Origin of the sequence: Paenibacillus sp. (assembly GCF_031177825.1) — a bacterium.
GTDB lineage: Bacteria > Bacillota > Bacilli > Paenibacillales > YIM-B00363 > Paenibacillus_AE.
Window position 1 is genome coordinate 48,617 of sequence record NZ_JAPSKE010000002.1, and the last position, 24,820, is coordinate 73,436.

Annotated in this window: 23 protein-coding genes; 7 read left to right on the forward strand and 16 right to left on the reverse strand. The window is 60.1% G+C overall.

All coding sequences use genetic code 11. The features are described 5' to 3' along the window. Window positions 1-31: 31 nt before the first annotated feature. Genes RIN49_RS02280 through RIN49_RS02290 form a run of 3 tightly spaced genes read right to left on the reverse strand, consistent with a single transcriptional unit; the run spans window position 32 to window position 4,706 of the window. Complete coding sequence (locus RIN49_RS02280) at window positions 32-2,737, reverse strand: winged helix-turn-helix domain-containing protein (RefSeq protein WP_309118552.1); 2,706 nt, start codon at window positions 2,735-2,737, stop codon at window positions 32-34. Window positions 2,738-2,762: 25 nt separating this feature from the next. Continuing rightward, on the reverse strand, window positions 2,763-4,142 hold the full coding sequence (locus RIN49_RS02285; protein ID WP_309118553.1) for an MATE family efflux transporter: 1,380 nt from the start codon (window positions 4,140-4,142) through the stop codon (window positions 2,763-2,765). A gap of 15 nt (window positions 4,143-4,157) precedes the next feature. Then, window positions 4,158-4,706 (reverse strand): PadR family transcriptional regulator, encoded by a 549-nt coding sequence (locus RIN49_RS02290; RefSeq protein ID WP_309118554.1) that lies wholly within the window; start codon window positions 4,704-4,706, stop codon window positions 4,158-4,160. A gap of 118 nt (window positions 4,707-4,824) precedes the next feature. On the opposite strand from RIN49_RS02290, the gene RIN49_RS02295 reads away from it, so the two are divergent. Then, the gene (locus RIN49_RS02295) at window positions 4,825-6,009 is read left to right on the forward strand and encodes a serine hydrolase domain-containing protein (RefSeq protein WP_309118555.1); all 1,185 of its coding nucleotides are present in this window, start codon (window positions 4,825-4,827) and stop codon (window positions 6,007-6,009) included. A gap of 16 nt (window positions 6,010-6,025) precedes the next feature. Here the strand turns inward: RIN49_RS02295 and RIN49_RS02300 are convergent, their stop codons facing one another. Beyond that, window positions 6,026-6,874 (reverse strand): hypothetical protein, encoded by an 849-nt coding sequence (locus RIN49_RS02300; RefSeq protein ID WP_309118556.1) that lies wholly within the window; start codon window positions 6,872-6,874, stop codon window positions 6,026-6,028. An 87-nt stretch (window positions 6,875-6,961) separates the two neighbouring features. Further along, window positions 6,962-7,843 carry an AraC family transcriptional regulator gene (locus tag RIN49_RS02305; protein WP_309118557.1) on the reverse strand — a complete coding sequence of 294 codons (882 nt, stop codon included), beginning with the start codon at window positions 7,841-7,843 and terminating at the stop codon, window positions 6,962-6,964. A gap of 181 nt (window positions 7,844-8,024) precedes the next feature. On the opposite strand from RIN49_RS02305, the gene RIN49_RS02310 reads away from it, so the two are divergent. The 3 genes from RIN49_RS02310 (at window position 8,025) to RIN49_RS02320 (ending at window position 9,897) form a co-directional block, all read left to right on the forward strand. Continuing rightward, entirely contained in the window at window positions 8,025-8,891 is an 867-nt protein-coding gene (locus tag RIN49_RS02310; protein WP_309118558.1) for a pentapeptide repeat-containing protein, read from the forward strand. 24 nt (window positions 8,892-8,915) lie between these two features. Further along, window positions 8,916-9,179 (forward strand): Ger(x)C family spore germination protein, encoded by a 264-nt coding sequence (locus tag RIN49_RS02315; RefSeq protein WP_483874275.1) that lies wholly within the window; start codon window positions 8,916-8,918, stop codon window positions 9,177-9,179. A gap of 202 nt (window positions 9,180-9,381) precedes the next feature. Then, window positions 9,382-9,897: a Ger(x)C family spore germination C-terminal domain-containing protein gene (locus RIN49_RS02320; RefSeq protein WP_309118560.1), complete on the forward strand. Its 516-nt coding sequence runs from the start codon at window positions 9,382-9,384 to the stop codon at window positions 9,895-9,897. Window positions 9,898-10,005: 108 nt separating this feature from the next. Here the strand turns inward: RIN49_RS02320 and RIN49_RS02325 are convergent, their stop codons facing one another. Next, entirely contained in the window at window positions 10,006-10,299 is a 294-nt protein-coding gene (locus RIN49_RS02325) for a Dabb family protein (protein ID WP_309118561.1), read from the reverse strand. Between the two features lie 150 nt (window positions 10,300-10,449). Between RIN49_RS02325 and RIN49_RS02330 the strand changes: the two genes are divergently transcribed. Further along, on the forward strand, window positions 10,450-11,073 hold the full coding sequence (locus RIN49_RS02330; protein WP_309118562.1) for a TVP38/TMEM64 family protein: 624 nt from the start codon (window positions 10,450-10,452) through the stop codon (window positions 11,071-11,073). A gap of 5 nt (window positions 11,074-11,078) precedes the next feature. On the opposite strand, the gene cls is transcribed toward RIN49_RS02330, so the two are convergent. The 9 genes from cls to RIN49_RS02375 form a co-directional block, all read right to left on the reverse strand. After that, a complete protein-coding gene (cls, locus tag RIN49_RS02335) occupies window positions 11,079-12,524 on the reverse strand; it encodes a cardiolipin synthase (protein ID WP_309118563.1) in 1,446 nt (481 codons plus the stop codon). 206 nt (window positions 12,525-12,730) lie between these two features. Beyond that, complete coding sequence (locus tag RIN49_RS02340; protein WP_309118564.1) at window positions 12,731-13,009, reverse strand: hypothetical protein; 279 nt, start codon at window positions 13,007-13,009, stop codon at window positions 12,731-12,733. Window positions 13,010-13,621: 612 nt separating this feature from the next. Next, the gene (locus RIN49_RS02345; protein ID WP_309118565.1) at window positions 13,622-14,284 is read right to left on the reverse strand and encodes a helix-turn-helix transcriptional regulator; all 663 of its coding nucleotides are present in this window, start codon (window positions 14,282-14,284) and stop codon (window positions 13,622-13,624) included. Between the two features lie 88 nt (window positions 14,285-14,372). After that, on the reverse strand, window positions 14,373-15,548 hold the full coding sequence (locus RIN49_RS02350; protein WP_309118566.1) for a GNAT family N-acetyltransferase: 1,176 nt from the start codon (window positions 15,546-15,548) through the stop codon (window positions 14,373-14,375). A 19-nt stretch (window positions 15,549-15,567) separates the two neighbouring features. Next, entirely contained in the window at window positions 15,568-16,995 is a 1,428-nt protein-coding gene (glgA, locus tag RIN49_RS02355) for a glycogen synthase GlgA (protein WP_309118902.1), read from the reverse strand. A gap of 17 nt (window positions 16,996-17,012) precedes the next feature. After that, complete coding sequence (gene glgD, locus RIN49_RS02360; protein WP_309118567.1) at window positions 17,013-18,122, reverse strand: glucose-1-phosphate adenylyltransferase subunit GlgD; 1,110 nt, start codon at window positions 18,120-18,122, stop codon at window positions 17,013-17,015. Next, window positions 18,119-19,273: a glucose-1-phosphate adenylyltransferase gene (locus tag RIN49_RS02365; protein WP_309118568.1), complete on the reverse strand. Its 1,155-nt coding sequence runs from the start codon at window positions 19,271-19,273 to the stop codon at window positions 18,119-18,121. The genes glgD and RIN49_RS02365 overlap by 4 nt, the downstream gene beginning before the upstream one ends. Next, window positions 19,270-21,195 (reverse strand): 1,4-alpha-glucan branching protein GlgB, encoded by a 1,926-nt coding sequence (gene glgB / locus RIN49_RS02370; RefSeq protein ID WP_309118569.1) that lies wholly within the window; start codon window positions 21,193-21,195, stop codon window positions 19,270-19,272. Before glgB ends, RIN49_RS02365 begins: the two co-directional genes overlap by 4 nt. Window positions 21,196-21,235: 40 nt before the next feature. Then, complete coding sequence (locus RIN49_RS02375) at window positions 21,236-21,889, reverse strand: phosphatase PAP2 family protein (protein WP_309118570.1); 654 nt, start codon at window positions 21,887-21,889, stop codon at window positions 21,236-21,238. A 120-nt stretch (window positions 21,890-22,009) separates the two neighbouring features. Between RIN49_RS02375 and RIN49_RS02380 the strand changes: the two genes are divergently transcribed. Then, window positions 22,010-22,876: a class I SAM-dependent methyltransferase gene (locus tag RIN49_RS02380; protein WP_309118571.1), complete on the forward strand. Its 867-nt coding sequence runs from the start codon at window positions 22,010-22,012 to the stop codon at window positions 22,874-22,876. A gap of 9 nt (window positions 22,877-22,885) precedes the next feature. Then, the gene (locus RIN49_RS02385; protein ID WP_309118903.1) at window positions 22,886-24,145 is read left to right on the forward strand and encodes a CapA family protein; all 1,260 of its coding nucleotides are present in this window, start codon (window positions 22,886-22,888) and stop codon (window positions 24,143-24,145) included. 4 nt (window positions 24,146-24,149) lie between these two features. Here RIN49_RS02385 and RIN49_RS02390 read toward each other — a convergent pair whose 3' ends face one another. Further along, window positions 24,150-24,575 carry a MarR family winged helix-turn-helix transcriptional regulator gene (locus RIN49_RS02390; RefSeq protein ID WP_309118572.1) on the reverse strand — a complete coding sequence of 142 codons (426 nt, stop codon included), beginning with the start codon at window positions 24,573-24,575 and terminating at the stop codon, window positions 24,150-24,152. Window positions 24,576-24,820 lie beyond the last annotated feature (245 nt).

Genomic DNA, 24,820 nt, shown 5'->3' on the forward strand with positions numbered 1-24,820 from the left:
GCTACTAAAGTATGGTTTGGGAAAGGAAAGCTCACAACAGTCCCAGCTCGCGGGCGCGGGCGACCGCCTCGGTGCGCCGCTCGACCTGAAGCTTGTCGAAGATGATCCGGTTATGCCCTTTCACCGTGCTCAGCGCAAGAAACAATCGCTCGCCGATTTCTCGGTTCGAGCGACCTTCCGCGATCAGCCGCAGCACTTCGATCTCGCGTTCGCTGAGCGGCTCGAAGAGCGGTACTGCGAGCGGTACTGCGAGCGGTTCCGCGAGCGTCTCGGCAGACCGGAAGGGTTTCCCTTCCGCCCGTTCCGGCGCCTCGAAGTGCGCTAGCAGCTTCGAGGCGTACGAGGGCATGACGCCTTGAGCGGCAGCGTCCCGCAGCAAGCGGCGCATCGGCGCCCCTTCGTCGGCGAAGACGCGGACGAAGCCGCCGGGCTCCGCCTGCGCGAGCGCATCCGCCAGCGCGCGCCTCGCCGGCTCCCGTTCCCCGCCGGCTTGCAGCGCGAGCGCGAGCAAAATCGTCGCCTGCAGCCGTTCATCCTCCCAGCCCATCGCTTCCGCGCGCCCGCGCAGCAGCTCCGCGTCCGCCATAGCTTCGGCCGTGCGTCCTTGCGCCAAGCGGATTCGGACCAGAACGAGCGATGGCTCGCCCTGTTGCATCAACCGCTCCGCCGCTTCGGGGTTGCCTTGGCGGAGCAGCGCAAGCGCTCGAGCGGCCGCGATTCCGGGCAGCAGAAGCGCGTAATCCCGCTGCCGCGCGATCCGTTCGGCCGCGGCTAGCATCGCGGCGGCCTCGCCCCAGTCTCCCCGCGCAAGCTTCAGCTTGGCAAGAAACACTTCGATCGCCGCCTCTCGGTCCGTATGCTCCAGGTGCCGAGCCAACCGAACGGCCTCCGCCCCGTGGCGCTCCGCCGCGGCCAAATCGTTCCACTCGCAGCAGACCCGGGCGAGACCTAGGTGCGCTTCGCATGCGGCGGGCAGCGGAGGATCCCCGGCCAACGCGAGCACGCGCCGGTACGTGTCGGCCGCCGCGAACAGCAGATTTCCCGCTTCCTGCACGTTGCCGAGCCCGGTTCCCGCCATGACCGCGATCGCGACATGGCCGATCCGCTCGCTGACCGCGAACGCTTCGGCGTACGCGGCTTCTGCCTCCGCCCGCTTGCCTTGGAGCTGATACGCATGTCCTAACGCCCACGTCGTTGCCGTTCGAACGGGAAGGTTGTTCGGATGCAGATGCTCCAAAGCGCGACGGGACTCCGCTAGGATCTTCGCCGACTGGTGCTGGCTCACCGCGAGCGTCGCACGGATGGAGGCGATATGTCCGATATGGTCCCGGACGGCATCGTCCGGAGGCATCTTCCGCAGCGCCGCTTCCGCGGCTTGCAGCTTCGGCTCGATCTCGCTCGTGTTCCCCGTCAACAGTAAGGCGGAGGCATGCATGACGCGAAATGAGGGCCTAGCGTCTAACGCTTCTTCGGGAAGCGAGCCTAACCAATCCAGGACGGGAGCCACCGCGCCGCGGAACGGCAAGGGCATCCCCTTCCCCTCCGCCAAGCGGGCGGCGCGGTCGATATCCTCTGCGGCCGTCGCGTGTCGGAACGCTTCCAGTTCGAGATCATGAGCTTCGTACCACGCTGCGGCGCTTTCATGCAGCCTCCTCTCGAGCCGCGCTCCGCCTTCGGGAGACGAACGATCGGCGCGGCGGAGGCGCTGCCTTAACAGCTCGGCGAACAGATGATGATATCGGTACCAGGTATTCTCCCGATCTAACGGAACGAGGAACAGATTCGACCGCTCTAAATAGGTCAAGACATCCTGCCCGGACTCGAAGGTCAAGCCCGATTCCCCGCAACCCCCATGAAGAACGGCGTCGCACAGCGATCCGGTAAACCGGTCGAGGACGGACGTATACAGCAGAAACCGCTGCACCGACGCCGGCTGTCGCTGCAGCACCTCTTCTAATAGATAGTCCGTCACGTACGGTTCGCCGCCGGAGAAGGAGAACGCGCTTCGCTCGGCGTCCGAGCGCCCCATGACGGACAGCGCCGCTAATTGCAATCCGGCGATCCATCCCTCCGTTCGTTGATCGAGCGCCGCGACGGCTTCCTTGGAGAGCCGCAATCCCATGACTTCGTTCAAGAACGATTCGGTCTCGACGGGAGTGAATCGCAAATCCGCCGCGCGCACCTCCGTCAGCTGATCCCGAACCCGCAGCCGGGCGACGGGCAGTCTGGGTTCCTCGCGGGCGGCGATGACGACATGCATGCGCGGCGGCATGCGCTCGACGAGATAGGCGACTGCCTGCTCGACCGGCTCCGCGTCGATGACATGGTAGTCGTCGAAGACGAGGATGAACTTCCCGGGTACGGAATCGAGTTCGTTCAATAAGACCGAAATCACGTAGTCCGGAGGGGGAGGCTGGGGCGAGCGCAGTAAACCGAACGCGCCCTGCCCGAGATGCGGAACGATCGTCTGCAGCGCCGCGACCACATACGTCAAGAAGCGGGACGGTTCATTGTCCCCTTCGTCCAAGGACACCCATGCGGCCGGCATCGAGCAGCCGGCTAGCCACTCTCCGACGAGCGTAGTCTTCCCGCTGCCGGCGGAAGCGCATATGAGCGTAAGCTTACGCCGCGCCCCTTCGTTCAAGCGTTCCAGTAGCCTAGGGCGGGATACCGCGTTCGCGCGCGGCTCTGGCGCATACAGTTTGGTGGATACGATCGGCGTCGTCATCACGTGCATCGACTTCTCCTATTCCGAAACGGTTCTATACCAAGTTGTGACGGTACCACTTGTCCCCCTTGAACCTCCAAGCGAAGAACAGTCCGCGAACGCCCCATTCGACGATCATGGCGACCCAGACGCCGATAATGCCGAATCCGAACGTTACGCCTAACAGGTAACCGAGCACGACCCGGACCAACCACATGGTAAGCAGCGCCGTAATCGACGTGTAATTCGAATCCCCGGCCGCCCGCAACGCCGAAGGCAATAAGAAGCTCAACGTCCAAAACAGCGGCTGCGCGATCGCGATCAGGACGACTAACGTAAAGACCGTCGGGATAATGTCCTCCGGCGGAGAAAACAGGCGTACGAGATACGGGAAGAACGGCAAGATGACCGCCGTCGCGAGCCCGAACCAGATCGTGGACAGACCCATGAACGATTTGACGAATTTGCGGGCGTCCTGGATGTCCTTCCGTCCGATACTCTGTCCGACGACGGTCACGATCGCGATGGACAACGCGTTCGCTCCGATTTGGTACACCCCTGCGATCGTGCTGCCGATCGCGTTGACCGTCAGCGCCATCGTCCCGAATTGGACGATATACGTCTGCGTCAGCAATTTTCCGCCGTTGAAGAACATCTGCTCCATGGCGAACGGGACGCCGATAAACACAATTTTCTTGGCGATCGTCCCGTCTAGCTTCCATAGGTGACTCCACTGGAAATGAAGGTTGGGACTATGCCGGATCAAATAATACATCGATGCGGCCACCCCTACGATTCTCGCCGCGATCAAGGAGAATACCAATCCGACGACCCCTAAATCCATCAGTACGATAAATACGATATTCAAGACGAAATTCGTAAGATTCATAATGACCGACAAGAACAAGCTGACCTTGGTCGCGCCGACGCCCCGCAACGCGCCGGACACCGCTTGGTACGCCCCGAGGAGCGGGAACGTCAAGCAGCTGCCGATCAAGAAGATTCGGGCGTTGTCGAACACTTCGGCTTCCGCGCCTCCGAACAAAAACTTCAATATTCCCGCATGAAAGACGATGACCGATACGCTAATGACGACAGAGACGATCGTAACGAGCGAGACGGCTTGCGAGACCGCCTTCGACACCATCTCGTGTCGACCGCCGCCTTTGTATTGCGCGACGATAACGGTTCCGCCCGCGGCCAAGGCAAGGAATAAATTCACGATGAACAGGTTGAGCGACTCCACCATGCTGACCGCGCTGATCGCGGCGACGCCCGCGGAACCGATCATCGCGGTATTCAACAAGCTCATGATAATAAGAAAAGCATTATCCACGAAAATCGGGAGAATAATGCCGAACGTTTGCTTATAATCCATTGAATTTCCAGTAAAGTATCGGTTCAAGATCGAACGCAGGGCATGTCCGACCGCCATGGCGATTCGCTCCTCTTATGCCTTCTCTTCGAGTTGTCGCAGCTCCGTCAGCAGATCCTCGAACCAACGTCTAGCGAATCGATGCGCCTCGATGCCGTAATCCAACGTCTTTCGTTGGTAGGCGAACGTATCCGCGTGCGCATCGGGCACTTGGATTTGTTGTAAGCGCTTGTCCATGCGTTGAAGATCGGTTTGGACGGATTGTATTTTCTCAACGATATCTTGAATCATGAACCTTCTTTTCTCCGCGCCGTCGATCAAGCCCAAGAAAAATACTTTCGTGAGCGCGGCGGATTCCAATCGGCTCGTCGGAAGCTCCGCTTCCATCCATTCCATGAACGCCTTCGTTCCCGCTTCCGTAATGAAGTACACCTTTTTGTTGCGGCCTTTGTCCACTTGTTCCCGAAACCCGATGTGCCCTTGGTTCAGCGATTTTTTCAACGTCGTTTGCAAGCTGCCGTAGCTGGCGCTGTAAAACAACGCGATCCCTTGCTGGAATGCCTTATTCAATTCATAAAGCGTCTGACTTTTCAGAATCAACAACCCTAGCACGACATATTCCATCGATCGATCTCCTTGAAGCGATTGACAACCGACTCGTCCAAACCTTACTATTGGATACATATCTAATAGTAATATATTCCGAAAACAATTTCAATCGACATCCACGGAGGCGATGGGTATGCCCTATTGGGAAGCAGCGTTATTCCTTCTCGTTGCGGCCGGGTTGATCGGATTCGCGTTGCTCTACCGCTTATCCACGAGACCTCTAAGTAAGGCGGAAGCGAAAGCGCATCTCGATGCGTATTTTTCCCGAGCGCTGCGAAGCGGCCGCGATCAGACCGGTTTGCAAGTCCATGTGGAGAGCGAGAGCTTGTCCTATCGCTTCTCCGAAGGCAGCCTCTCCGCGCTGAACGGCGCGCCGTTCGACCGCGACCAGCCGTTCCATTCGGCCAGCATCGGGAAGGTATTCACCGCCGCGCTCGTGATGAAGCTAGCCGAGCGAGGAGCGCTCGCCGTCGACGATCCGATCGCGAATTATTTATCCCGTTCCGAGTTGAGCGATCTCTTCGTGTACCAAGACAAGGATTACGCGGATCAAGCGACCGTCAAGCAGCTGCTCGGACACACCTCGGGCGTCGCCGATTATTTCGAGGGTCCCGTCCATCGCTCCCCTTCATTCCTGGAACGCATCGTTCGTCGCCCCGATGAATATTGGACTCCGGAACGATTGGTCGATTTCACGAGACGACATCAACGATGCGTAGGCATTCCGGGAACGGTATTTCATTACTCGGATACCGGTTACATCTTGCTGGGCCTGATCGTGGAACGCGTTACCGGCATCCCCTTCGGCGAATGTCTCGATCAACACATTTTCGCCCCCTTGCGGATGGACGACTCGTACTTGATGTTTTACGGCGAACCGAAACGCGGGATCAGACCGATCCAAGACATCTGGCTGAACGGCGTCGAGATAAGCCGGTATCGCAGCATGAGCTGCGACTGGGCCGGCGGCGGCGTAATTACGACGACCGGAGACCTTATGACGTTCTTACAGGCGCTTAGAAAAGGAGGCTTCCTCCGTCCGGACTCGCTTCGCGTGATGGACGACTTCGCGAACCGATTCCGACCCGGGATCCATTACGGGTACGGCATGATGGAGATTCGTTTCGAGGAGTTCTTCTTTCTGCTGAGAAACCTCCCGCGGTTGAGGGGGCATATCGGGATCGTCGCCGCGCACATGTTCAGCAGCCCCGAATCCGATATCCGAATCGTCATGAATTTCGGCTCCGCGACGGCGATGACGAAAAGCTTTAAAGCGCTTATCGAAATTTTGAACACGTTGAAAAGAATAAAGGAATAGCGGACGGAGCGGACGCTTATCGGATCGGTCGGGTTTGCCAGCCGATGACCGTCTCCAGCATCGTCGTTACCTTCCGCGCGCGATCGAGATCGTTCTCCCTTCGCACTGCCGCGAATAGCGCTCGGATGCGCTCGATATAACGCGCCCGAAGCCGCTCCGTCTGTTCCTCCGTCATCGCATACAGCAATGGCTCGACCTCTTCGTAGGAGAAATAGTCGTCCGGGTTCTCCAGGAAGGTGAGAGAGGACCGCTGGTACCATGCTCTGGCGTATGCTTTCAGAGCGCTCGTCACGTCGGCGCTCCCCGACATAGAGGCGAGCCGCCCTTCCGATAGAAGGCTGCGGTAATCCGCGGGAGTTCCTTCCGGGAACGTACTCGGCAACGCGTAAAATCGGAGCGATCCGTCCAGCATCTCTACATACGGCTCCGGCCCGGCGGTTCGTTCGTCGAAGCGGATCGCGACCGCGGCATGCGCGATCGATCTAAGAATCCGGAGCGCTTCCTGCGCTTCCTCTCGGCTCGGGGTGCCCTTGAAGAACACCCCTTGGTTGCCCGCCCGGATCTCGGCTCGGTCGACGGCGTCGTGCAGCGCATCCGCCATACGTTCCTTGTCGTAAGGAGCCCACTGGTCGAGTCGGTCCATCAGAGCGGCATCGATACCGAACTCCCTTCGAAGGATCGGCTGGAGACGAATCCCGCCGGGCCCGATCGCCTGCATGAACATATCGTGAAGCAGCGGCTCCAGCGACTTCGCCCGCTTTACGTTCTTCACCGCTTCGTCCGGTACGCGATACACGACGCTTCGCTCCTTGCGCTCCAGCTCCTCGACGAATTGCTTCAGCTCCGCCAATAACGTTTCGCTCATCGGTCGTTCCCCCTTTGTTCCTTATCATTCCATCTTTTTGCCGGAACATGACAAAGCCGGCTTCGAAGGAAGCCGGCTCTTCTGGCGTTAGATCGTCGTTTTTTTCGTAACGGGTATCCAAATTTCGCTCCGGAACGCCGGGGACGCGAAATCCTTGCTTTCGTGCCGCAGCATCTCCGGTCCCGGCGCCAGCTCGTAACTCGACGACGGAAACCATTCCGAATAGATCCGCCCCCAAATCCCTTGCAGCGTTTCCGGGAACGGTCCGACGGATTCGAATACGGCCCAGGTCGACGCGGGAACGTCCAGCGCTTCGAATTCCTCCGGACAAGCTTTCGTCGTGGCGACGCCGATGTAATGGTCGAGCTCCCCTCGCTCTTCCATTCGCCCCTCGGAGAAATTCGCCGACCCGCTGATGATCCCGGACGGGGTCGTGTCGGACAGCTCCTTCAATCGGGCGATCTTCGCTTCGTCGAGACTCGCCGCCATCTCGGCGATCTCCGGGTTGACCCCGTGGAAGACGATCGGCACTCTCTTCTTGATTCCGACGAGGCGGAACGGCTCTTTCGCTTCGATCCGATACTTCATTTCGGCTCCTCCTTGTATCGTAAGTTGAAACGACATCCGAGGGAAGGATTTCAGCGACCTCCCATGACTTCTCGCTTCGGACGGCGTGACGCCGTGGAATTGTTGGAACGCTCTGGCGAACGCGTCCGGCGAATCGTACCCGTACTTCAAGGCGATATCGAGGATCCGGTCCCGGGAGTACTGCAGCTCGAAGGCGGCGAGCGTCAGGCGTCTCCGGCGAATGTATTCGGACAACGGCACGCCCGCGAGAAACGAGAACATTCGCTTGAAATGGTATTCCGAGCAATATGCCCGCCGCGCGACTTCCTTGAAGTCGATCTCGCTCGTCAGCCGTTCTTCGATATAACGCATCGCATCGTTCAAGTGCTCCATCGTGTTCATACGAGGCGGCTCTCCTCCTTCCCTCTGATTATAGCTTACCAGAGCGCTCCGATCCGCCTCCGACTTTTCGTGCACGAAATTGCGGGGCCGCCCTCCTCCTGATTGCGAAAAAAGTAATGAATCTCGTATTCATCCTGTCTTATACTACAGGTTAGGAAACAATAGATTGGAGAACCACGTCATGAACCAAAACCAAACCCAACCTCGCCGCCGCGATCTGACGGCCGATTGCGAGAACTGCATCGGCTTATGCTGCGTCGCCCTCCCTTTCGCCGCTTCGGCGGACTTCGCCTTCGACAAAGACGCCGGGACGCCTTGCCGGCACCTTCGCTCGGACTTCCGCTGCGGCATCCATGCCGGGTTACGGGAGAACGGCTTGAAGGGCTGTACGACGTTCGATTGCTTCGGCGCGGGGCAGAAGCTGTCCCGCTCCGGCTTCCGCGGCATCGACTGGCGGCAAGCGCCGGAAAGCGCGCAGCTGATGTTCGAGACGCTCCCGATTCTGCGCTCGCTCCATGAGCTGCTCTGGTACCTCTCCGAAGCGCTCGAGCTTCCGGCCGCCGAATCGATTCGAGCCGCGCTGCGCGAATCGCTGGAAGAGACCGAGCGCCTCGCCTCCCTTGACCCCGAGCGAATCGCGAAGATCGATGTGAACGCGCATCGGGCGAACGTCAACGCGCTGCTCTTGCGCACCAGCGAGCTGGTTCGCGCCGAGACGCTCGCGCGAATCCCGCCTTCCCGCCGGCGGAGGACTTACGAACGCGGCGCCGACCTCGTCGGCGCCAACTTACGAGGCGCCGATCTACGAGGCGCCAATCTAAGGGGCGCCTTCTTGATCGCCGCCGACCTTCGCGGCGCCGATCTGACCGGGGCCGACTTGATCGGCGCCGACTTCCGCGACGCGGACGTGCGGGGGGCGAACCTCGCCGGCGGCCTCTTCCTCACCCAAGCCCAGCTGAACGCGGCTTCAGGGGACGCGGGCACGAAGTTGCCGTTTGCCTTCGCTCGTCCGCCGCATTGGTCGACCGGAGAATACTACCAGCCTTGACGGCATCGTCCAACGGACCGCGACATCAATCATCGGGCGCTGCCGACCCTCATGGGCGTCGCCGAAGCGAACGGACAGTATCGGGTCGTTTTGTATATTCCCGGTCCGGGTACGAGGCTCGTTCAAGGTGAGGTCGTCACCGAAACCGGAAAGACGATCAACGACGTCGTGGAACGGATCGGGATGAATTTGGAGACGAACGTCGATCTGCTGCATTTGAAGTTCGCCATCTTCGATCGGAAAGTGGCCGAGAACGGACTCAAGGACAGCGTATCCGGATTTATGTGATCAAGAGACGTGTCTCCGAAAACGATGGCACGTCTGCGAAGATCCGCTGGACCAATTTTTCGCCCACCTGACCGACGGAAAGCACGACGCGATCGCCATCTGCAATTTGTTTGAAAACAATATCGGGCGAAGTCCGCAAATAACCGAAACCCGGGTATGGCAATTGTTTCGCAGCATTCATTCCTATACTCGGGATCTTGCGGTGCCGATCGTACGGATAGGCACCGACACCGCGATCCGGTTCGACGGTTCCGCGATCATCAAGAACGGGAAGATGGTCGGTCGCATCGTCCCGGAAGAGACGTTCATGGTGAACGCCTTCAACGGGCGGAGCACGAACGGGTACATCGAGGTGATGGATCATGCCACCGTTCACGTCGTCGGCAATCCCGTCTCGCATCGAAGCTCCCTCGTCGGCGGCCGCCCCTTCCTTATTTCCCGTCTTCGAATGAAGGTCACGGTGCTGGAAACCCGAGGCGATCCGAGCCCTGACTTGATTCGTCGAGAGTTGGACCGTCAGTTGACGGAGAAGTTCGGCCGCATGTTCCGAACCGCGCAGGCGCATCGCGCCGATATTCTCAGCTCGGGCCAATGGTTCCGAAACAAGTTCCCGCGGGAACGGTTGGAGCATTGGAGATCGAAGGATTTCCCGAATTTGGGCATCGACTTCGATACGGACGCGATTATTCAAAATACCGGGAAGCTCAAAGCGCCTTAACGAATGCGAGAACTCAAGAGCGCGGCAAGGATGCTAACGATCGTTAGCCGTCAAGGGAAATAAAAAACACGACCCCCGCCCTGCGGGAGATCGTTCTCCGGTGCCGTATTAGATTTCGATATCGACTCCGATGCTGTCAAGACGGCCTGAATCGCGGATGAACGCCGCGACGGCTTGATGCCGCTCGTTGACGGTGTACGCCTCTAGCGCGGCGCGATCCTCGAACCGCACCATGAGGACGACTTGATATTCCTTGCTGCGCTCCGCCATATTGAGTCCCGCGTGAATTTCCGAGATCCCCGTCAGGTCGTTCTTCAGCGCCTTGAATCGCGCGATGACCTCCTGGAGCGTCTCGGGCGTCGTCGCTTCGTCGAATTTCAACAATACAGTGCGTTGGATCACAATGAAGCCTCCTTGTTTTCGGTAAAGTTCCATTCTACAGGGCGGACCGCGGAAGAGCAAGCGCCTTGCGCTTGTCGCTATCCCTTCCTTCTAGTACTATGGAACAGATGCCGTCGTTAAAAAATTTATCGAAAACGGGTGAGCGCTAGCATGATCGCCGACCTTCTCTCTATGCTGACCGAGGAACGTCTCGCGGAATGGCTGGACCGTTATCGGTCGTGGGGGCCGTTGCCCGGTCTGCTCGTCCCGTTCCTCAAGTCGTTCGTCCCTCCGCTTCCGACGATCGTCATCGTCGGGTGGAACGCCGTCGTGTACGGTCTGTGGGTAGGGTTTCTGTATACGTGGATCGGCATGGTCGCCGGCTGTATTACGACGTTCCTGATCGTCCGCAAAATCGCGGAGCATCCGATCATGCTGCGGTGGGGCCGCAGACCGAAGGTCGCGAGGGCGATGCACTGGATCCGACAGCGTGCGTTCAGTTACGTGTTCTTGCTAAGCATTCTCCCGGCGGGACCGTTCGTCGTCGTCAATACGGCGGCCGCCTTGACGCGCATGAACGTTCGATCGTTCGCCCTCGCCGTCTCCGGGGGCAAAGCGATTATGATCTTCACGATCTCGTACTTCGGGCACGATCCCGGCGTTTACTTCGAGCAGCCATGGCGCCTGCTCTTCATTCTCGCCTTGGTCGCGGTGTCTCTCGTCCTGAGCAAGCGGATCAACGCGCGCTTCGCCGATGAAGCGCCGAGGAGCGACTCCGTCACCGAAACCGCCTAAGGAAACTATAAGATCGGCGACAGCAGCCGAATGCAGGATTCGCGGAACCGCTCCCCCTTCGTGCGGTTCTGATATTGCTCGAACGTCAATTCGCGGCAATACGTCATATCCTCCTCGAAGATGCTCCGCAGCCGGCCGGCGGTGTCGGTATCGTACAGCACGGCGTTCACTTCGAAATTCAAGCGGAAGCTGCGAATATCGAAGTTCGCGGTGCCGACCGAGGCGATCTCGCCGTCGACGACGATCGTCTTCGCGTGCAGAAATCCGCGGTCGTACAAAAAGCAGCGCATCCCCAATTGCAATAAATCGCCCAAGTACGAATAGGAAGCCCAATACACCATCCGCTTGTCCGGCCTGCCCGGGATCATGACCCGGACGTCGACGCCGGACAGGATGGCCATCTTCAGCGCGGTCAGGACGCTCTCGTCCGGTATGAAATACGGCGTCTGGATATAGATGCGCTCCTTCGCCGCGTGAATCATTTTCAAGTAGACGTTGCGGGTATGCTCGATCGAGAAGTTCGGACCGCTCGAGACGATCTGGACGCCGACCTCGCCCTGCAGCCCCGACGCCGGAAAATACTTCTCGTCCGCGGTAATCTTCGCGTGCGAGGCTAAATTCCAGTCCAACATGAACTGAATTTGCATCTGAAGCACGGCGGTGCCGACGATGCGCAGATGCGTGTCGCGCCAATAGCCGAGCCGCGGATCGAGTCCGAGATACTCGTCTCCGATATTAAAGCCGCCTATGTATCCGTACCTCCCGTCGATGACGACGAGCTTGCGGTGGTTCCGATAGTTCACGCGGATGTTCACATACGGAATCTTCGACGGGAAGAAGGCGGCGGCATGCCCGCCCGCTTTCGTCAAGCCTTGGAAGAAGCTCGAGGACAGCCGGTAACTGCCGATCTGATCGTACAGGAAGCGAACCTCGACGCCTGCCTCCGCCTTCTCGATCAACGCGTCGAGAATCCGATTCCCGAGCGCGTCGTCCTTGACGATATAGTACAGGAGATGAATGCTCTCCTTCGCGTCTCGAATATCGGCGAGCAGCGATTCGAACTTCTCGCGCCCGTCGGTAAAGATGCGGACGTCGTTGTTTTGGGTGAAGACGGCGGAACTGCTCATCAAGTTCATATACATCAGGTCGCGGTACCGATTCATGACCGGATCCCGGAACGGCAGCGCGCGCTCTTTGAACTCCGAACGCTGCGCTTCGATGATGCCCGCCAGCCTCGCTTCGGTTTCGCGTTCGAGCTTATACATCTTCCGCTTGCTTAAATTTTGCGCGAAGAACACGTAGGCGACGAACCCGACGATCGGCAGGAACAACAACACCATCAGCCACGCCCAGGTGGCCGCGACGTTCCGCCGCTCAAGGAAGATGACGAAGCCGGCCAGGCCGATATTCAATAACGTGACCAAAATGCTGATTTTATCGTATACGAACATGCGGCGCCTCCCCCGATACGGCTTCTCTACATAATGTATCATGCGCGAGCGGAAAATCCACGCCGCCTAGCAAAAAAAAAGACTGCTCTCGCCAGGCAATATTATACATCATTAAATTTTTACGGCATAGTCCGAAAGTAAGGGCTCCTAACCGGAAAAACGCCTCGGGGGAAACTTCCCCGAGGCGTTCGGCGCGGGAGTATCCGCTACCAAAAGAAATGGTGTCCGGTTGCGGCTTTCTGCAGCGCCTCGGCGAAGAAGAAGTCGCCGTAGATCAGGGACACCTGCCGTTTTTGGTGGCAGCGACCGCCCCCTTGACGATCAGCCCTTCTTCGTCCGAGCGATTCCACGCGCCGTAACGCTCGTCCAACGGATTTCAAGATGCGGACGGCGCCTTCCGGAACCCCCTCGAGGAAGAAATCCGCGACGCGGCCCGCGTCGGCCAGGTACGCGGGCTCCTTCGTGTAGCGATGCGCTGACGCCAAGCCGTACAGCGCCCATGCCTGTCCTCGGCTCCATGCCGAGTCCTCCCGATAGCCTTGCCCGGCGAGCGCTCGTTCCCGTCGGCCCGTGCGCGGATCGAAGCGGACGATGTGATGACAGGAGCCGTCCGGCCGGATAAACTCCCGCCTTGTGCGGGAACGACGCGCCGATGCGCCGGCTGTTCGCGACGATCTTGGCGACCGCCCGAGCCAACGCGTCCTTCATCCATGGGGATTCGCCCGCGCTCATGTTTGTTCCCTCTCCACCGGCAGCGGGAACAAGAGCCGGTACCGGTGGTCTCGGGGGTAGGCGCTCTCCGGCACACTCGACCAAGCACACAAGTAGACGGGATCGCCATAAGCGCGAAAAGCCATGGACAGAAGCGCCGCGGCGGATCGATTGACGATAGGTCATGAGAAAACAACAAGTCGTCACGAAAAGGCGACGCCGGCTAAGAAGTTCCGTATGCCCCGCCCCCTTCCCTACTTCTGCGATTCGTAAAGACCGCGGGAACGAAAAACAACCTTAGCCGGCGCTTCGGCTAAGGTTGTTCGGTTCGTTCCCGGCGGCGTACGGACGCCGGAGGCTCGCAGAGCATGGGGGTCGCGGTCGAGCTATGTCTTAGGCTTCACCACGTACACGCACCGCTGTCCGCCTTTCGCCTTGCATTCCACCTGCTCCACCTCGGCCTCGAGCACCTTGCGGAATAAGCTTAGCTCGCTGTCGCACGCCTGCGTGTAGTTGTGGGCGATCGCGTGGATCGGGCAGTTGTGTTCAGTAATGACGTACGAAGCGCCGCCTTCGGCGCGCTCCTCGCGCCAATCCGCCATATAGCCGCGCTCTTCCTGAATCGCGGCCAGCTCGTCGACGCGGGCCGCCAGCGCTTCCGTTCCGCCTGCGCCCGCCGGCTTGTCGTGCATTCGTTCTTTATACTTCAGCTCGAGCCGCTCTTCCCGACGTTCGAACAGCGCGTCGATCGCGCCGGGTCCTTGCAGCTCCCGCACGTCGTTCAAGAACTCTAGGGTAATGTCCGCGTAATGCTTCGGGAACAAATCCTCCGCATGCTCGGTCAAGGAATACACGAACGTCGGCCGCCCCATCGCTTGACGCACCGTCTCGGAGCGAATGATGCGATCCCGTTCGAGGTTGTTCAAGTGACGGCGCACGGCGATGTCGGAGATGCCCAGCTGCTTCGCGATATCGTTCGCGTTCAGCGGCCCGCGCTTCCGCAGCATGGTCACGATTTGTTTTCGAGTCGTCGGATTGTTGTCTTCCATCGTCGCATGTCCACCGCCTTTCCCCTTATCATACCATGATTTCGCCCGGATTGAACCGATTTTCATGGGGAAGGGCTAAGACGGCAGATTAGAAGAAGTCGGCGAGATACGTCTGTCGCGCGGGCAGAACGCGCTCCAGCGCCTCCACCGCGTCGGCGGGGCCCCGCAGCAGGCCGGCGGCATGCAGGAAGGCCGGGCGCCGCGCGCCGATCGTCATCGCGGTGAACGCCGCGATGCCGCATAGCAGAGCGGCGCCGTCCGCGGCGCCGCTCTCGTCGGGCGCGAGCGTGCCGCGCCCGGCGTCGTCGACGGCGAGCGTCCACGCGCCGTCGTTCCACGGCGCGTGCGCGTCGCTCACGCGCAGCCGCACCGTCGCGCCGGCCCCCGCGACGAACGGGTATGCGGCGACGAACGCCGCCGCGTCCACCACCCGTGCCATGAAATACGGCACGAGCTCCTGCTTCACCCGCGGGTCGGGCAGCAGGAAGGCGAGCGGATCGTCCGCCGGGGCGGACAGCGTAAGCGTCTCCGCCATCGAGTCGTGATTGCGGACATAACCGAACAGCGCCCGCCGCGCCTCCTCGGTAAGCGCGACGAATTCGCTGACCGACAACGTCCGGTCCTTGACCTCGTAGCACACGTACCCTTGCATGTTGCCCGAAGCATCTTCATAGACGGCCGTCGTTTCCTGGGAGCGGTAGAAGATACGTTCCTGCCACCATTCCTCGGAACGAACGAGCGTCCCCGAGTAGCGGCTCGCATAAGCGGCGTACGTCGCGTCGAGAAGCGAGCCGTCGTTCGCGACCCGGCGAACGCGCGCCGTCTCCGGAGGCGCGGGCGGCAGCTTCGCGAACGAAATTTCGTATTTTTTCACATCCGTATAATATTCCCATCCGAACTTGCGGTAGAACGGGAACGAGAACGGGTGCAGGAACGACACCGTCTGCCCGTTCGCCCGCATCGTCTCGAGCGAATGGCCGAGCAGCTTCGCCACCAGCCCTTGCCGGCGGTAATCCGGCCACGTCGCCACGCCGGCCAGCCCGCCCATCGCGAACTTGACCCCGTGAATCCACGTTTCGAGGTCGAGCAGCGTATATTTCGCCGCGAGAACGCCGTCCACGAACGCTCCCCATTGCTGGTGCGGCTTCATCGTCGCGAGACGCGCCTCCCGCTCGTCCGGCGCCACGCGGTATTGGAAGGCGAACTCGCTGAGCGTCAGCGACGCGTCCAGCTCGTGCGGCTCTAAATTACGAATCAACGTCATAAGTAAATAACCTCCGGCTTCACTTCGAAATCAAGCTTGCGTACAACTCCAAATATTGCTTCGCGGACGCGTTCCAGCTGAAATCCTGCGCCGCGACGTTGCTCCGAACGGCGGACCAATGCGCTTCGTCCCGATAGATTCCGAGCGCGAAGCGGATCGTATCGAGCATCTCGTGCGCATTGTAATGGGTGAACGAGAAGCCGTGCCCTTCGCCCGTATAACGGTTATAGGGCTTCACCGTATCGACGAGGCCGCCCGTCTCCCGGACGATCGGCGCCGTCCCGTACCGGATGGCGATCATCTGCCCGATGCCGCACGGTTCGAACTTCGACGGCATTAGAAACAAGTCGGATCCCGCGTAGATGCGCCGTGCGAGCCCTTCGTCGAACTTTAAGTTCGTCGACATCCGCGCCGGATGATGGTACGCCGCGTCGCGGAACAGCTTCTCGTACCGCGATTCCCCCGCCCCGAGCACGACGAGTTGCAGTTCCTCCCGCAAGAGCTCCTCGAGCACGTGCGAGATGAGATCGATGCCTTTCTGCTCGACGAGACGCGTCACGAGCGACACGATCGGCGTGTCCGTCCGTACGGGCAGACCGAGCTCCTGCTGCAGCGCCGCCTTGTTGGCCGCCTTCCCCGGATCGTCCTTCGCGAACAGCCGGTAATGCGCAGGCAGATGCGGGTCCGTACCCGGGTCGAGCGCGTCGTAGTCGATCCCGTTCACGATGCCGAGCAGCGCGTCGCGGCGATGCCGCAGCGTGCCGTCCAGCCCTTCGCCGTAATGCGGCGTCTGGATTTCTTTCGCGTACGTCGGGCTGACCGTCGTCAGGAAGTCGCTGTAATTGAGCGCCCCCTTCATATAGTTGACGTTGCCGTAGAACTCGAGAGCGTTCGCATGGAAGTGCTCGTCTCCCAAGTTCAGCAAGTCCCGCAACGCCCCGTAGCCGAACACGCCTTGGTATTTCAAGTTATGGATCGTGAAGACGGAGCGCATGCCCGCATAGAAGTCATTCCAGCCGTAGTGCGCCCGCAGGAACACCGGGACGAGCGCCGTATGCCAGTCATGGCAATGCAGCACGTCCGGCTTCCAGCCGAGCCTCGAGATCGCTTCGAGCGCCGCCTGGCAGAAATACGCGAACCGCTCGCCGTCGTCGCCGTAGCCGTACAGTCCGGGGCGCTTGAAGTAAAATTCGTTATCCAGCAAATAATACGTAATCCCTTCGTGCGACAGCCGCGATACGCCGCAATATTGCCGCCGCCACCCGACCTGCACGGTAAACTCCGCGACCGGCTCCGCGCTTGCAAGCAAATTCGCGGGGATATCCTCGTACTTCGGCAGCATGACGCGGACGTCCGCGCCGCCGGCGACGAGCGCCTTCGGCAGCGAGCCCACGACGTCCGCGAGTCCGCCGGATTTGACGAAGGGGACCGCCTCCGCGGCGATCATCAATACGTTCGCGGACACTAGATCACCTTCTTCTTCGCGGCGATATACGGCGCGCTCGTCGCGCCGCTCAGCACGCGTCCGCGGTCGATGCTGACGTCTTTGTCGAGAATCGCGTGTTCGATGACGACGTTGTTCCCGATTTCGCAGTTTTGCATCAAGATGCAATTGCGCACGACCGCGCCGGGGTGAATTTTCACGCCGCGGGAGAGCAGGCTGTTCTCGACGATCCCCTCGACGACGCAGCCGTTGGCGACGAGCGAGTTCGAGACGCCGGCCGATTCCGTATATTTGGTCGGCGGTTCGTCCTTGACCTTCGTATAGATCGGCGCCCCTTGGAAGAACAGCTCGCGCAGCAGCTCCGGCTTGAGCAGCCCCATGCTGTGGCGGTAATAGCTCTGGATCGTATTGACGATGCCCGTGTAGCCCTCGTGTTTATATCCGTATAAATTCAATCTCGATATATTTTTCATGATGCCGTCCCGCACGAGATGATCGTCCCCTTGGGAGAGGCACGTCTCGACGATGTCGAGCAGCAGGCTCTTGCTCATCAAATACATCTCCATCGACACGTTCCGGCTGTCGAGCCGTCCCGTCCGATCCTGCATCGCCGTGATGCGGCCGTCCGCCTCGACCGTCAGCTTGCGATAGATCGCGTCGTCCGCGTCGTCCGTCTCGTGATAGACGCACGTAATGTCCGCGCCGGTCTCCTCGTGCCGCTCCAAGACGCGGCGATAATCGATGTTGCAGACGATATGGCTGCGCGACACGAGCACGTACTCCTGACGACCGCGGTAGAAGTAATCCCGATGAGAGAAAAACTGGAACAGGTCTCCTTTAGAGATGCCGCTCGGGATGTCGAGCACCGACGGAAGCACGAACAAGCCTCCGCGCTTGCGATCGAGGTCCCACTCCTTGCCGGAGCCGATATGGTCCATGAGGGAGCGGTATTTATGGTGCGTGAACACCGCGACGTCCTCGATGCCCGAGTTGACCATATTCGACAACGGGAAATCGACCAGCCGATAGCGGCCGCCGAACGGCACGGACGCGAGGCATCGGCCGAGCGTAAGCTCCTCGAGCCGGTCGGGTTCGTTGATTAAGTTAATGACGCCCATGATCCGTTTCATGCGGACACTTCCTTTCGCACCGTTTCGTTGTTGCCGACGAGCGTAATTTCGGACGGAGCCGCGTTCGGGTCGCCGATGACCGCGCCGGGCTCGACGACCGTCCCTTCGCCGATAATCGCGCGGTACACCTTCGCACCTTCCCCGATCGTCACGTTCGGCATAATGACCGAGTCGCGCACGAGCGCCCCCTTCTCGACGCGCACGCCGTAGAACAACACCGAATGATCGACCTCCCCGTACACGAAGCAGCCTTCGTTCAGCAGCGAGCGGGTCGCCTTCGCCGTCGGCGCGATGTATTGCGGCGGCTGATACGGGCTCAGCGAATAGATGCGCCAGGACCGGTCGAACAAGTTGAGCTGCGTCTCGTTGTCGAGCAAGTCCATATTCGATTCCCACAAGCTCTGGATCGTGCCGACGTCCTTCCAATAGCCTTCGAACGGATACGCCTTGACCCGGACGCCTTCGTCCAACATGCTCGGGATGATGTCTTTGCCGAAGTCGTTCGACGAATCCGGGTTCGCTTCGTCCTTCAGCAAGTAGGACCTCAAGACGCTCCAATTGAAAATGTAAATGCCCATCGACGCCAGATTGCTCTTCGGCTCCTTCGGCTTCTCCGCGAACTCCGTCACCCGATGGGCGTCGTCGACGCTCATGATGCCGAAGCGGCTCGCTTCCTCCCACTTCACCTCGATGACGGCGATGCTCGCCTCCGCCTGCTGCTCCTTATGGAACGAGAGCATCGCGTCGTAATTCATCTTGTAAATATGGTCTCCGGAGATGACCAGGACGTACTCCGGATCGTATTGCTCGATGAATCCGATGTTCCGATAGATCGCGTTCGCCGTTCCGCTGTACCAGTTGCCGCCCTTCTGCTCCATGAACGGTGGCAGCACCGTCACGCCGCCGTTCTTGCGGTCGAGATCCCAAGGCGAGCCGATACCGATGTACGAATTGAGCACGAGCGGCTGATACTGCGTGAGCACGCCGACCGTGTCGATGCCCGAATTCGTGCAATTGGATAAGGTGAAATCGATGATCCGATATTTCCCGCCGAAATGGACCGCGGGTTTCGCGAGATGCTTCGTGAGCGCCCCGAGACGGCGTCCTTCCCCTCCCGCCAGCAACATCGCTACGCATTCTTTGCGTCTCATTCGCCTTGCTCCTTCCTGGTTCTAGAGTTTGAGTCCATACGCTTCAGCATCACGGCGCCGAGCGGCGGCAAAGCGACGCTTATACTATACGCCTGGTCGTGCCAAGGCAGACCTTCGGCCGGCACCCGGCCCCCCGCCGACACCCCGGAGCCGCCGTAGCGCTCCTCGTCGGTGTTGAACAGCTCCCGGTAGACGCCGGGCGCCGGCACGCCGATCCGATAGTCGCTTCGGACCACGGGCGTAAAGTTGAAGACGACGATCAACGTTTCCGCCTTGTCGCGTCCTCTCCGCATGAACGAGACGACGCTCTGATCCCGGTCGTGCGGCGAGATCCACTGGAAGCCGTCCATGCTGCGGTCCTGCTCCCATAGCGCCGGCTGCTTCTTATAAAATCCGTTCAGCTCGCGGACGAAATCGCGGGTCGCGGCGTGCATCGGATAGTCGAGCAAGTGCCAGTCCACTTGTTCGAGATCCTTCCATTCGGAGAACATTCCGAGCTCGCAGCCCATGAACAGCAGCTTCTTGCCCGGATGCGCGATCATATAAGCGAGAAGGAGTCTAAGGTTCGCGAATTTTTGCCAGTAGTCGCCCGGCATTTTGTCAAGGAGCGATTTCTTGCCGTGCACGACCTCGTCGTGGGAGAACGGCAGGACGTAATTTTCGGAAAAGGCGTAGAAAAACGAGAAGGTGATGCGCTCGTGATGGTACTTCCGATGGAGCGGATCCTCCTCCATGTATTTCAACATGTCGTTCATCCAGCCCATGTTCCATTTGTAATTGAAACCGAGCCCGCCCTCGTGCACCGGAGCGGTGACGAGCGGCCATGCGGTCGAATCTTCTGCCATCATAAGCGCGTGCGGATACCGCCCGAAGACGGCGGCGTTCAAATCTTTAAGGAATTGGATCGCTTCGAGGTTTTCTTCCCCTCCGAAACGATTGTATACGTGGCGGTCTCGAGGTTTGCCGAAATTGAGGTATAACATGCTGGCGACGGCATCGACCCGAAGCCCGTCGATGTGAAACAAATCCATCCAGAAGAGCGCGTTGGAAATGAGGAAGCTCCGCACCTCGGGTTTGCCGAAGTCGAACGCGAGCGTGCCCCACTCCAGCTTCTCGGCGAGCCGGTCGTCCTCGGGCTCGAACGTCGGCGTCCCGTCGAAGCGGCGGAGGCCGTGGTCGTCCTTGCCGAAGTGGCCGGGCACCCAATCGAGGATGACGCCGAGCCCTCGCTGATGGCACCGGTCGACGAACGCCATGAACTGCTTCGGCGTTCCGAACCGGCTCGTCGCCGCGAAGAAGCCCGTCGCTTGGTAGCCCCAGGAACGGTCGTACGGATGCTCCGCGATCGGCAGCAGCTCGATATGCGTGTATCCGAGATCGGCGACGTAATCGACCAGCTCCTCGGCGAGCTCCTCGTACGTCAACGCGGTGCCGTCCGGCTTCGTCTTCCACGTGCCGAGATGCGCCTCGTAGATGTTCATCGGCCGTTCGTAATGCGGCGATCGTTCCTTGCCTTTGCGGAAGAGCGCGTCCTTCCATCGGTAGCCCGTCAGGTCGTACACGATCGATGCGGATTTCGGGCGCAATTCGGCGTAGAACGCATATGGGTCCGCTTTGAACTTCCACTGTCCGTCCGTCGATCGAACGGCATACTTATAGACCGTTCCTTCTCCGACGCGCGGAACGAAGCCGGCCCACACGCCGTGCGAAGCTTTCTCGAGCGGATTCGCCGCCGAGTCCCAGCCGTTGAAGTCGCCGACGACGGAGACGGCTTCGGCGCGCGGCGCCCAGACGGCGAATCGGACGCCGCCGATCCCGTCGTCGGACGTCGTCAGATGCGCGCCCATCGTGAGGTAGCTGCGGTGGAGCGTGCCCTCGTGAAACAAAAACAAGTCGTGGTCGCTAAGGGATCGTACGCTCATCGATTCAGGTTCCTCCCGCTTGAGAGTGTATTGCCCTGCCTTACGATTGCAGTCTCCGGCGAAGGAACGCCAGGACCGTCAAATACGCAAATCCTAATGCATACCCGCCGATGATATCCGTGGCGTAATGAACGCCCGCGTAAATGCGCGTCGCGCCGAACAGCAGCACGAGCGCGACCGCCGCGATCGCGATCGACGTCTTCGCCGCCGGCGTCCTCGCTTCCGACAGGAACGCTAAAGCCGCGAAGCCGACCAACGCGGCGCCGATCGTGGCGTTGCCGCTCGGATAGCTGAAGCCGTCTGCCGCGAACAGCGATTCGAGCTCGGGCCGCTGACGCTCGTAAAGATTCTTTGCGATCGTGTTCAGCCCCCAGGCGCCTACCGTCGCCGCGGCCATCATCACGGCGTCCCAACCGCGCCGAAGGGCGAGGAAGACGCCGGCGAGCAGCAGCGTGATCGCCGCGAAGCCGACGGTGGATCCGGCCGCGTCGAAGGCGCGGGCGACCGCGTCCGCCGCGGATCCCTTGAGACTTCGCATCGCGTCGTGAATCGACGCATCGAACGCTTTGACGCCGGAAGCGTCGAGAGCGGCGCCGATCGAGAGGAAGATCGCAAGGAACAACGCCGTCAAGAGAAGCAGCCGGCCGGGGCTTGCTTTTCGCCGAATCGAGATGCGGGTAATGGGTACAGTCATCGTCTTTCTCCTCGTCTTTTGATTGGATGGAAACATGTGTGTACAATAAACGGATAAGCTTCTTTCATCCAAGATAAGAGATAAGGCAAAAACTTTCAACAAGTAAGGAGAAAAACGACGATGTTTGTTGCGAAAGATTGGCAAGATTACGAATTAATCGACGCCGGAGGCGGCGAGCGATTGGAACGCTGGGGGCACGTCGTCTTGCGGCGTCCGGATCCCCAAATCATATGGCCGCTCGAGCACGAGAACGAGCTTTGGCGTTCGGTCGCCGGCCACTACCACCGCAGCGCTTCGGGCGGCGGACAATGGGAATACAAGACGAAGCTTCCGGACCGATGGACGATCGGGTACCGAGACCTGAAGTTTTACATCCGACCGACGAACTTCAAGCACACCGGGCTATTCCCCGAGCAAGCGGCGAACTGGTCTTGGATGATGGACAAGATCCGCGGCGCGGGTCGTCCGATCCGCGTACTGAACTTGTTCGCCTATACCGGCGGCGCCACCGTGGCCGCCGCGGCGGCCGGCGCCGAAGTGTGCCACGTCGACGCCGCCAAGGGCATGGTGCTCTGGGCGAAGGAAAATCTCGAGTTGTCCGGCCTCGCCGAGCGGCCGGTCCGCTTCATCACCGACGACGTGTTCAAGTTCGTCCAGCGCGAGCAGCGGCGCGGCAACAAATACGACGGAATCATCATGGATCCGCCGTCGTACGGACGCGGCACCGGCGGCGAAGTATGGAAGCTCGAAGAGAGCTTGTATCCATTCATACAGCTTTGCACGACGATCCTGTCGGACAATCCGCTGTTTTTCCTGATCAACTCGTATACGACGGGCATCTCCCCGACCGTGCTCGGCAACATCGCTCGAATATCGCTCGCCGATACGTACGGCGGCCGCATTACGAGCGGCGAGATCGGACTCCCGATCACTTCCAAAGATATGGTGCTTCCCGCGGGCATCCTGTGCCGCTGGGAAGAAGCGTAAGTGGCGGCGATGCGCCTCGCGGCGCTCCTCGCGGCCGCTTCCCTGTTCTTCGCCGCGGGCTGCGAGTCCGCGGCCCCGGCGAAGCCGGCGCCCGAGCAGGAGCAGGCCCCCGTCGCCGAGAGCGGCGCCGGCGATGCCCCGGCGCTCGAGCCGGAGCCCGCCGAACCGCCGCCGCCGCCGCCTCCCGTGGAAGCGACGCTGGTGGCGATCGGCGACGTCATGATGCATAAGCCGATGCTTCCCGGCGCCTACGACAAGGAGACGGATACGTACGACTTTTCCGGATTTTTCGCGCCGCTTCGTGAAGTCTTCGAGGAGGCGGATTGGGCCGTCGCGAACCTGGAGACGCCGATCGCCGGAGACGACCGGGGTTTCCCCGGTTATCCGATGTTTAACGCGCCCGTCGCGCTGGCGGATGCGCTCGTCGGCGCCGGCTTCGACGTCGTCTCGACGGCGAACAACCACTCGCTCGATCAAGGCTTCAAGGGCCTCGCCGCGACGCTCAGGACGCTGCGCGAACGCGGGGTCGTTCCGGTCGGAACGGCGGAGACGCAGGAGGAAGCCGACGCCCTCGCGATCGTCGGGAAGAACGGCGTCGCCGGCGCGTTCCTGTCGTACACGTACGGCACGAACGGCATCCCGATTCCGAAGGACAAGCCGTTCGCCGTCAATCTGATCGACGACGCGCGAATCGCGGCGGATATCCAACGGGCGCGGTCGGCGGGCGCCGACTTCGTGAGCGTATCCTTGCATTTCGGCAACGAATACCAACGCGAACCGAACGACGAACAACGACGGCTCGCGCGGCTCGCGATCGAATCCGGCGCGGATCTCGTTATCGGCCACCATCCGCATGTCGTGCAGCCGTACGAACGATATCGAGTCGACCATCCCGACGGTACGTCCCGCGAAGGCATCATTATGTATTCTCTCGGCAACTTCGTGTCCAACCAGTTCGGCGATTACAAAGAATACGGCGCCGTCCTCAAGGTCACGTTTCGGAAAACGTACCAAGCGGACGGCGCCGCCGTAACGACCGTCGCGGAAGTCGATGCGATTCCGACCTGGGTCCATAAATATGTAGACGGAGGCAAGACGCGCTACCGTGTATTGTCGCTGGATGAAGTAACGTTGGAAAGCGGCGATCCGCTCTTGACGCCTCGCATGAGATCCACGCTGGTCGCGAAATCCGAAGAGATGAATAGTCACTTGGACAAGCTTGCGGCAGCCGCAGGAACGGGACAAGCCCCGGTCGCGGAAAAGGAATGACGAGTTACGATATCCGTTGATGCTCGATATTCGTGATTTTCCCTAACAGATAAACCAACAGTTGTTGATTGTGCGCGGAGATCCGGCTCAAGTATTCGGTCAGGAAGCTTTCCCGGATTTCCGTCCCTCGCTTGGCTTCGTCGATCCCCTTCGGGGTGACGTGGATCCAGACGATGCGGCGGTCGCGGTCGTCGCGGACGCGCTCGATCAGCTCGTTCTTCTCCATGCGATCGAGCAGCGTCGTAACGGCGGCCGGCGTCGTCGCCAAGTAATGGATCAAGTCGGAGGGTTTCATGCGATCCGCGGCGAGTACATATTCGAGAACGTTTAATTGGCTTTCGGTCAACGTCGGCGCAAGCTGCGTCTCCATATGGATCCGCAAATCCTTCGTGAGTTTGAACCAGAGCTTGGCAAACTCGTTCGTATACATAACCTCGTCCCCCATTCGGTTAATTTATCCAAAGTATAGCATTGTCCAAGGGAGAGCGAAAGCTTTAGCTCTTTAATATTTTAAGACATTAATCGATAAATCTCGCATGATGGCGACCGCATACGACAGCTTTCAACACGCGTCGCCCGCGGTTGCCGTCACTCTTCCGAAGCATGGCGAAACATTTCTGAGAAAACGGGACTTCCGTCCCGGCATATGTCCTTGCCCGGTGCATAGCGAATCTC

Coding starts and splice junctions, on each gene's coding strand:
- RIN49_RS02285 (WP_309118553.1), bottom strand. CDS start 4,142: ATGGCGGTCGGACATGCCCTGCGTTCGATCTTGAACCGATACTTTACT.
- cls (WP_309118563.1), bottom strand. CDS start 12,524: ATGTTCGTATACGATAAAATCAGCATTTTGGTCACGTTATTGAATATC.
- RIN49_RS02330 (WP_309118562.1), top strand. CDS start 10,450: ATGATCGCCGACCTTCTCTCTATGCTGACCGAGGAACGTCTCGCGGAA.
- RIN49_RS02310 (WP_309118558.1), top strand. CDS start 8,025: ATGAACCAAAACCAAACCCAACCTCGCCGCCGCGATCTGACGGCCGAT.
- glgD (WP_309118567.1), bottom strand. CDS start 18,122: ATGAAACGGATCATGGGCGTCATTAACTTAATCAACGAACCCGACCGG.
- RIN49_RS02380 (WP_309118571.1), top strand. CDS start 22,010: ATGTTTGTTGCGAAAGATTGGCAAGATTACGAATTAATCGACGCCGGA.
- RIN49_RS02290 (WP_309118554.1), bottom strand. CDS start 4,706: ATGGAATATGTCGTGCTAGGGTTGTTGATTCTGAAAAGTCAGACGCTT.
- RIN49_RS02305 (WP_309118557.1), bottom strand. CDS start 7,843: ATGAACACGATGGAGCACTTGAACGATGCGATGCGTTATATCGAAGAA.
- RIN49_RS02300 (WP_309118556.1), bottom strand. CDS start 6,874: ATGAGCGAAACGTTATTGGCGGAGCTGAAGCAATTCGTCGAGGAGCTG.
- glgA (WP_309118902.1), bottom strand. CDS start 16,995: ATGATCGCCGCGGAGGCGGTCCCCTTCGTCAAATCCGGCGGACTCGCG.
- RIN49_RS02375 (WP_309118570.1), bottom strand. CDS start 21,889: ATGACTGTACCCATTACCCGCATCTCGATTCGGCGAAAAGCAAGCCCC.
- RIN49_RS02365 (WP_309118568.1), bottom strand. CDS start 19,273: ATGAGACGCAAAGAATGCGTAGCGATGTTGCTGGCGGGAGGGGAAGGA.
- RIN49_RS02385 (WP_309118903.1), top strand. CDS start 22,886: ATGCGCCTCGCGGCGCTCCTCGCGGCCGCTTCCCTGTTCTTCGCCGCG.
- RIN49_RS02350 (WP_309118566.1), bottom strand. CDS start 15,548: ATGACGTTGATTCGTAATTTAGAGCCGCACGAGCTGGACGCGTCGCTG.
- RIN49_RS02345 (WP_309118565.1), bottom strand. CDS start 14,284: ATGGAAGACAACAATCCGACGACTCGAAAACAAATCGTGACCATGCTG.
- RIN49_RS02390 (WP_309118572.1), bottom strand. CDS start 24,575: ATGTATACGAACGAGTTTGCCAAGCTCTGGTTCAAACTCACGAAGGAT.
- RIN49_RS02280 (WP_309118552.1), bottom strand. CDS start 2,737: ATGCACGTGATGACGACGCCGATCGTATCCACCAAACTGTATGCGCCA.
- RIN49_RS02295 (WP_309118555.1), top strand. CDS start 4,825: ATGCCCTATTGGGAAGCAGCGTTATTCCTTCTCGTTGCGGCCGGGTTG.
- glgB (WP_309118569.1), bottom strand. CDS start 21,195: ATGAGCGTACGATCCCTTAGCGACCACGACTTGTTTTTGTTTCACGAG.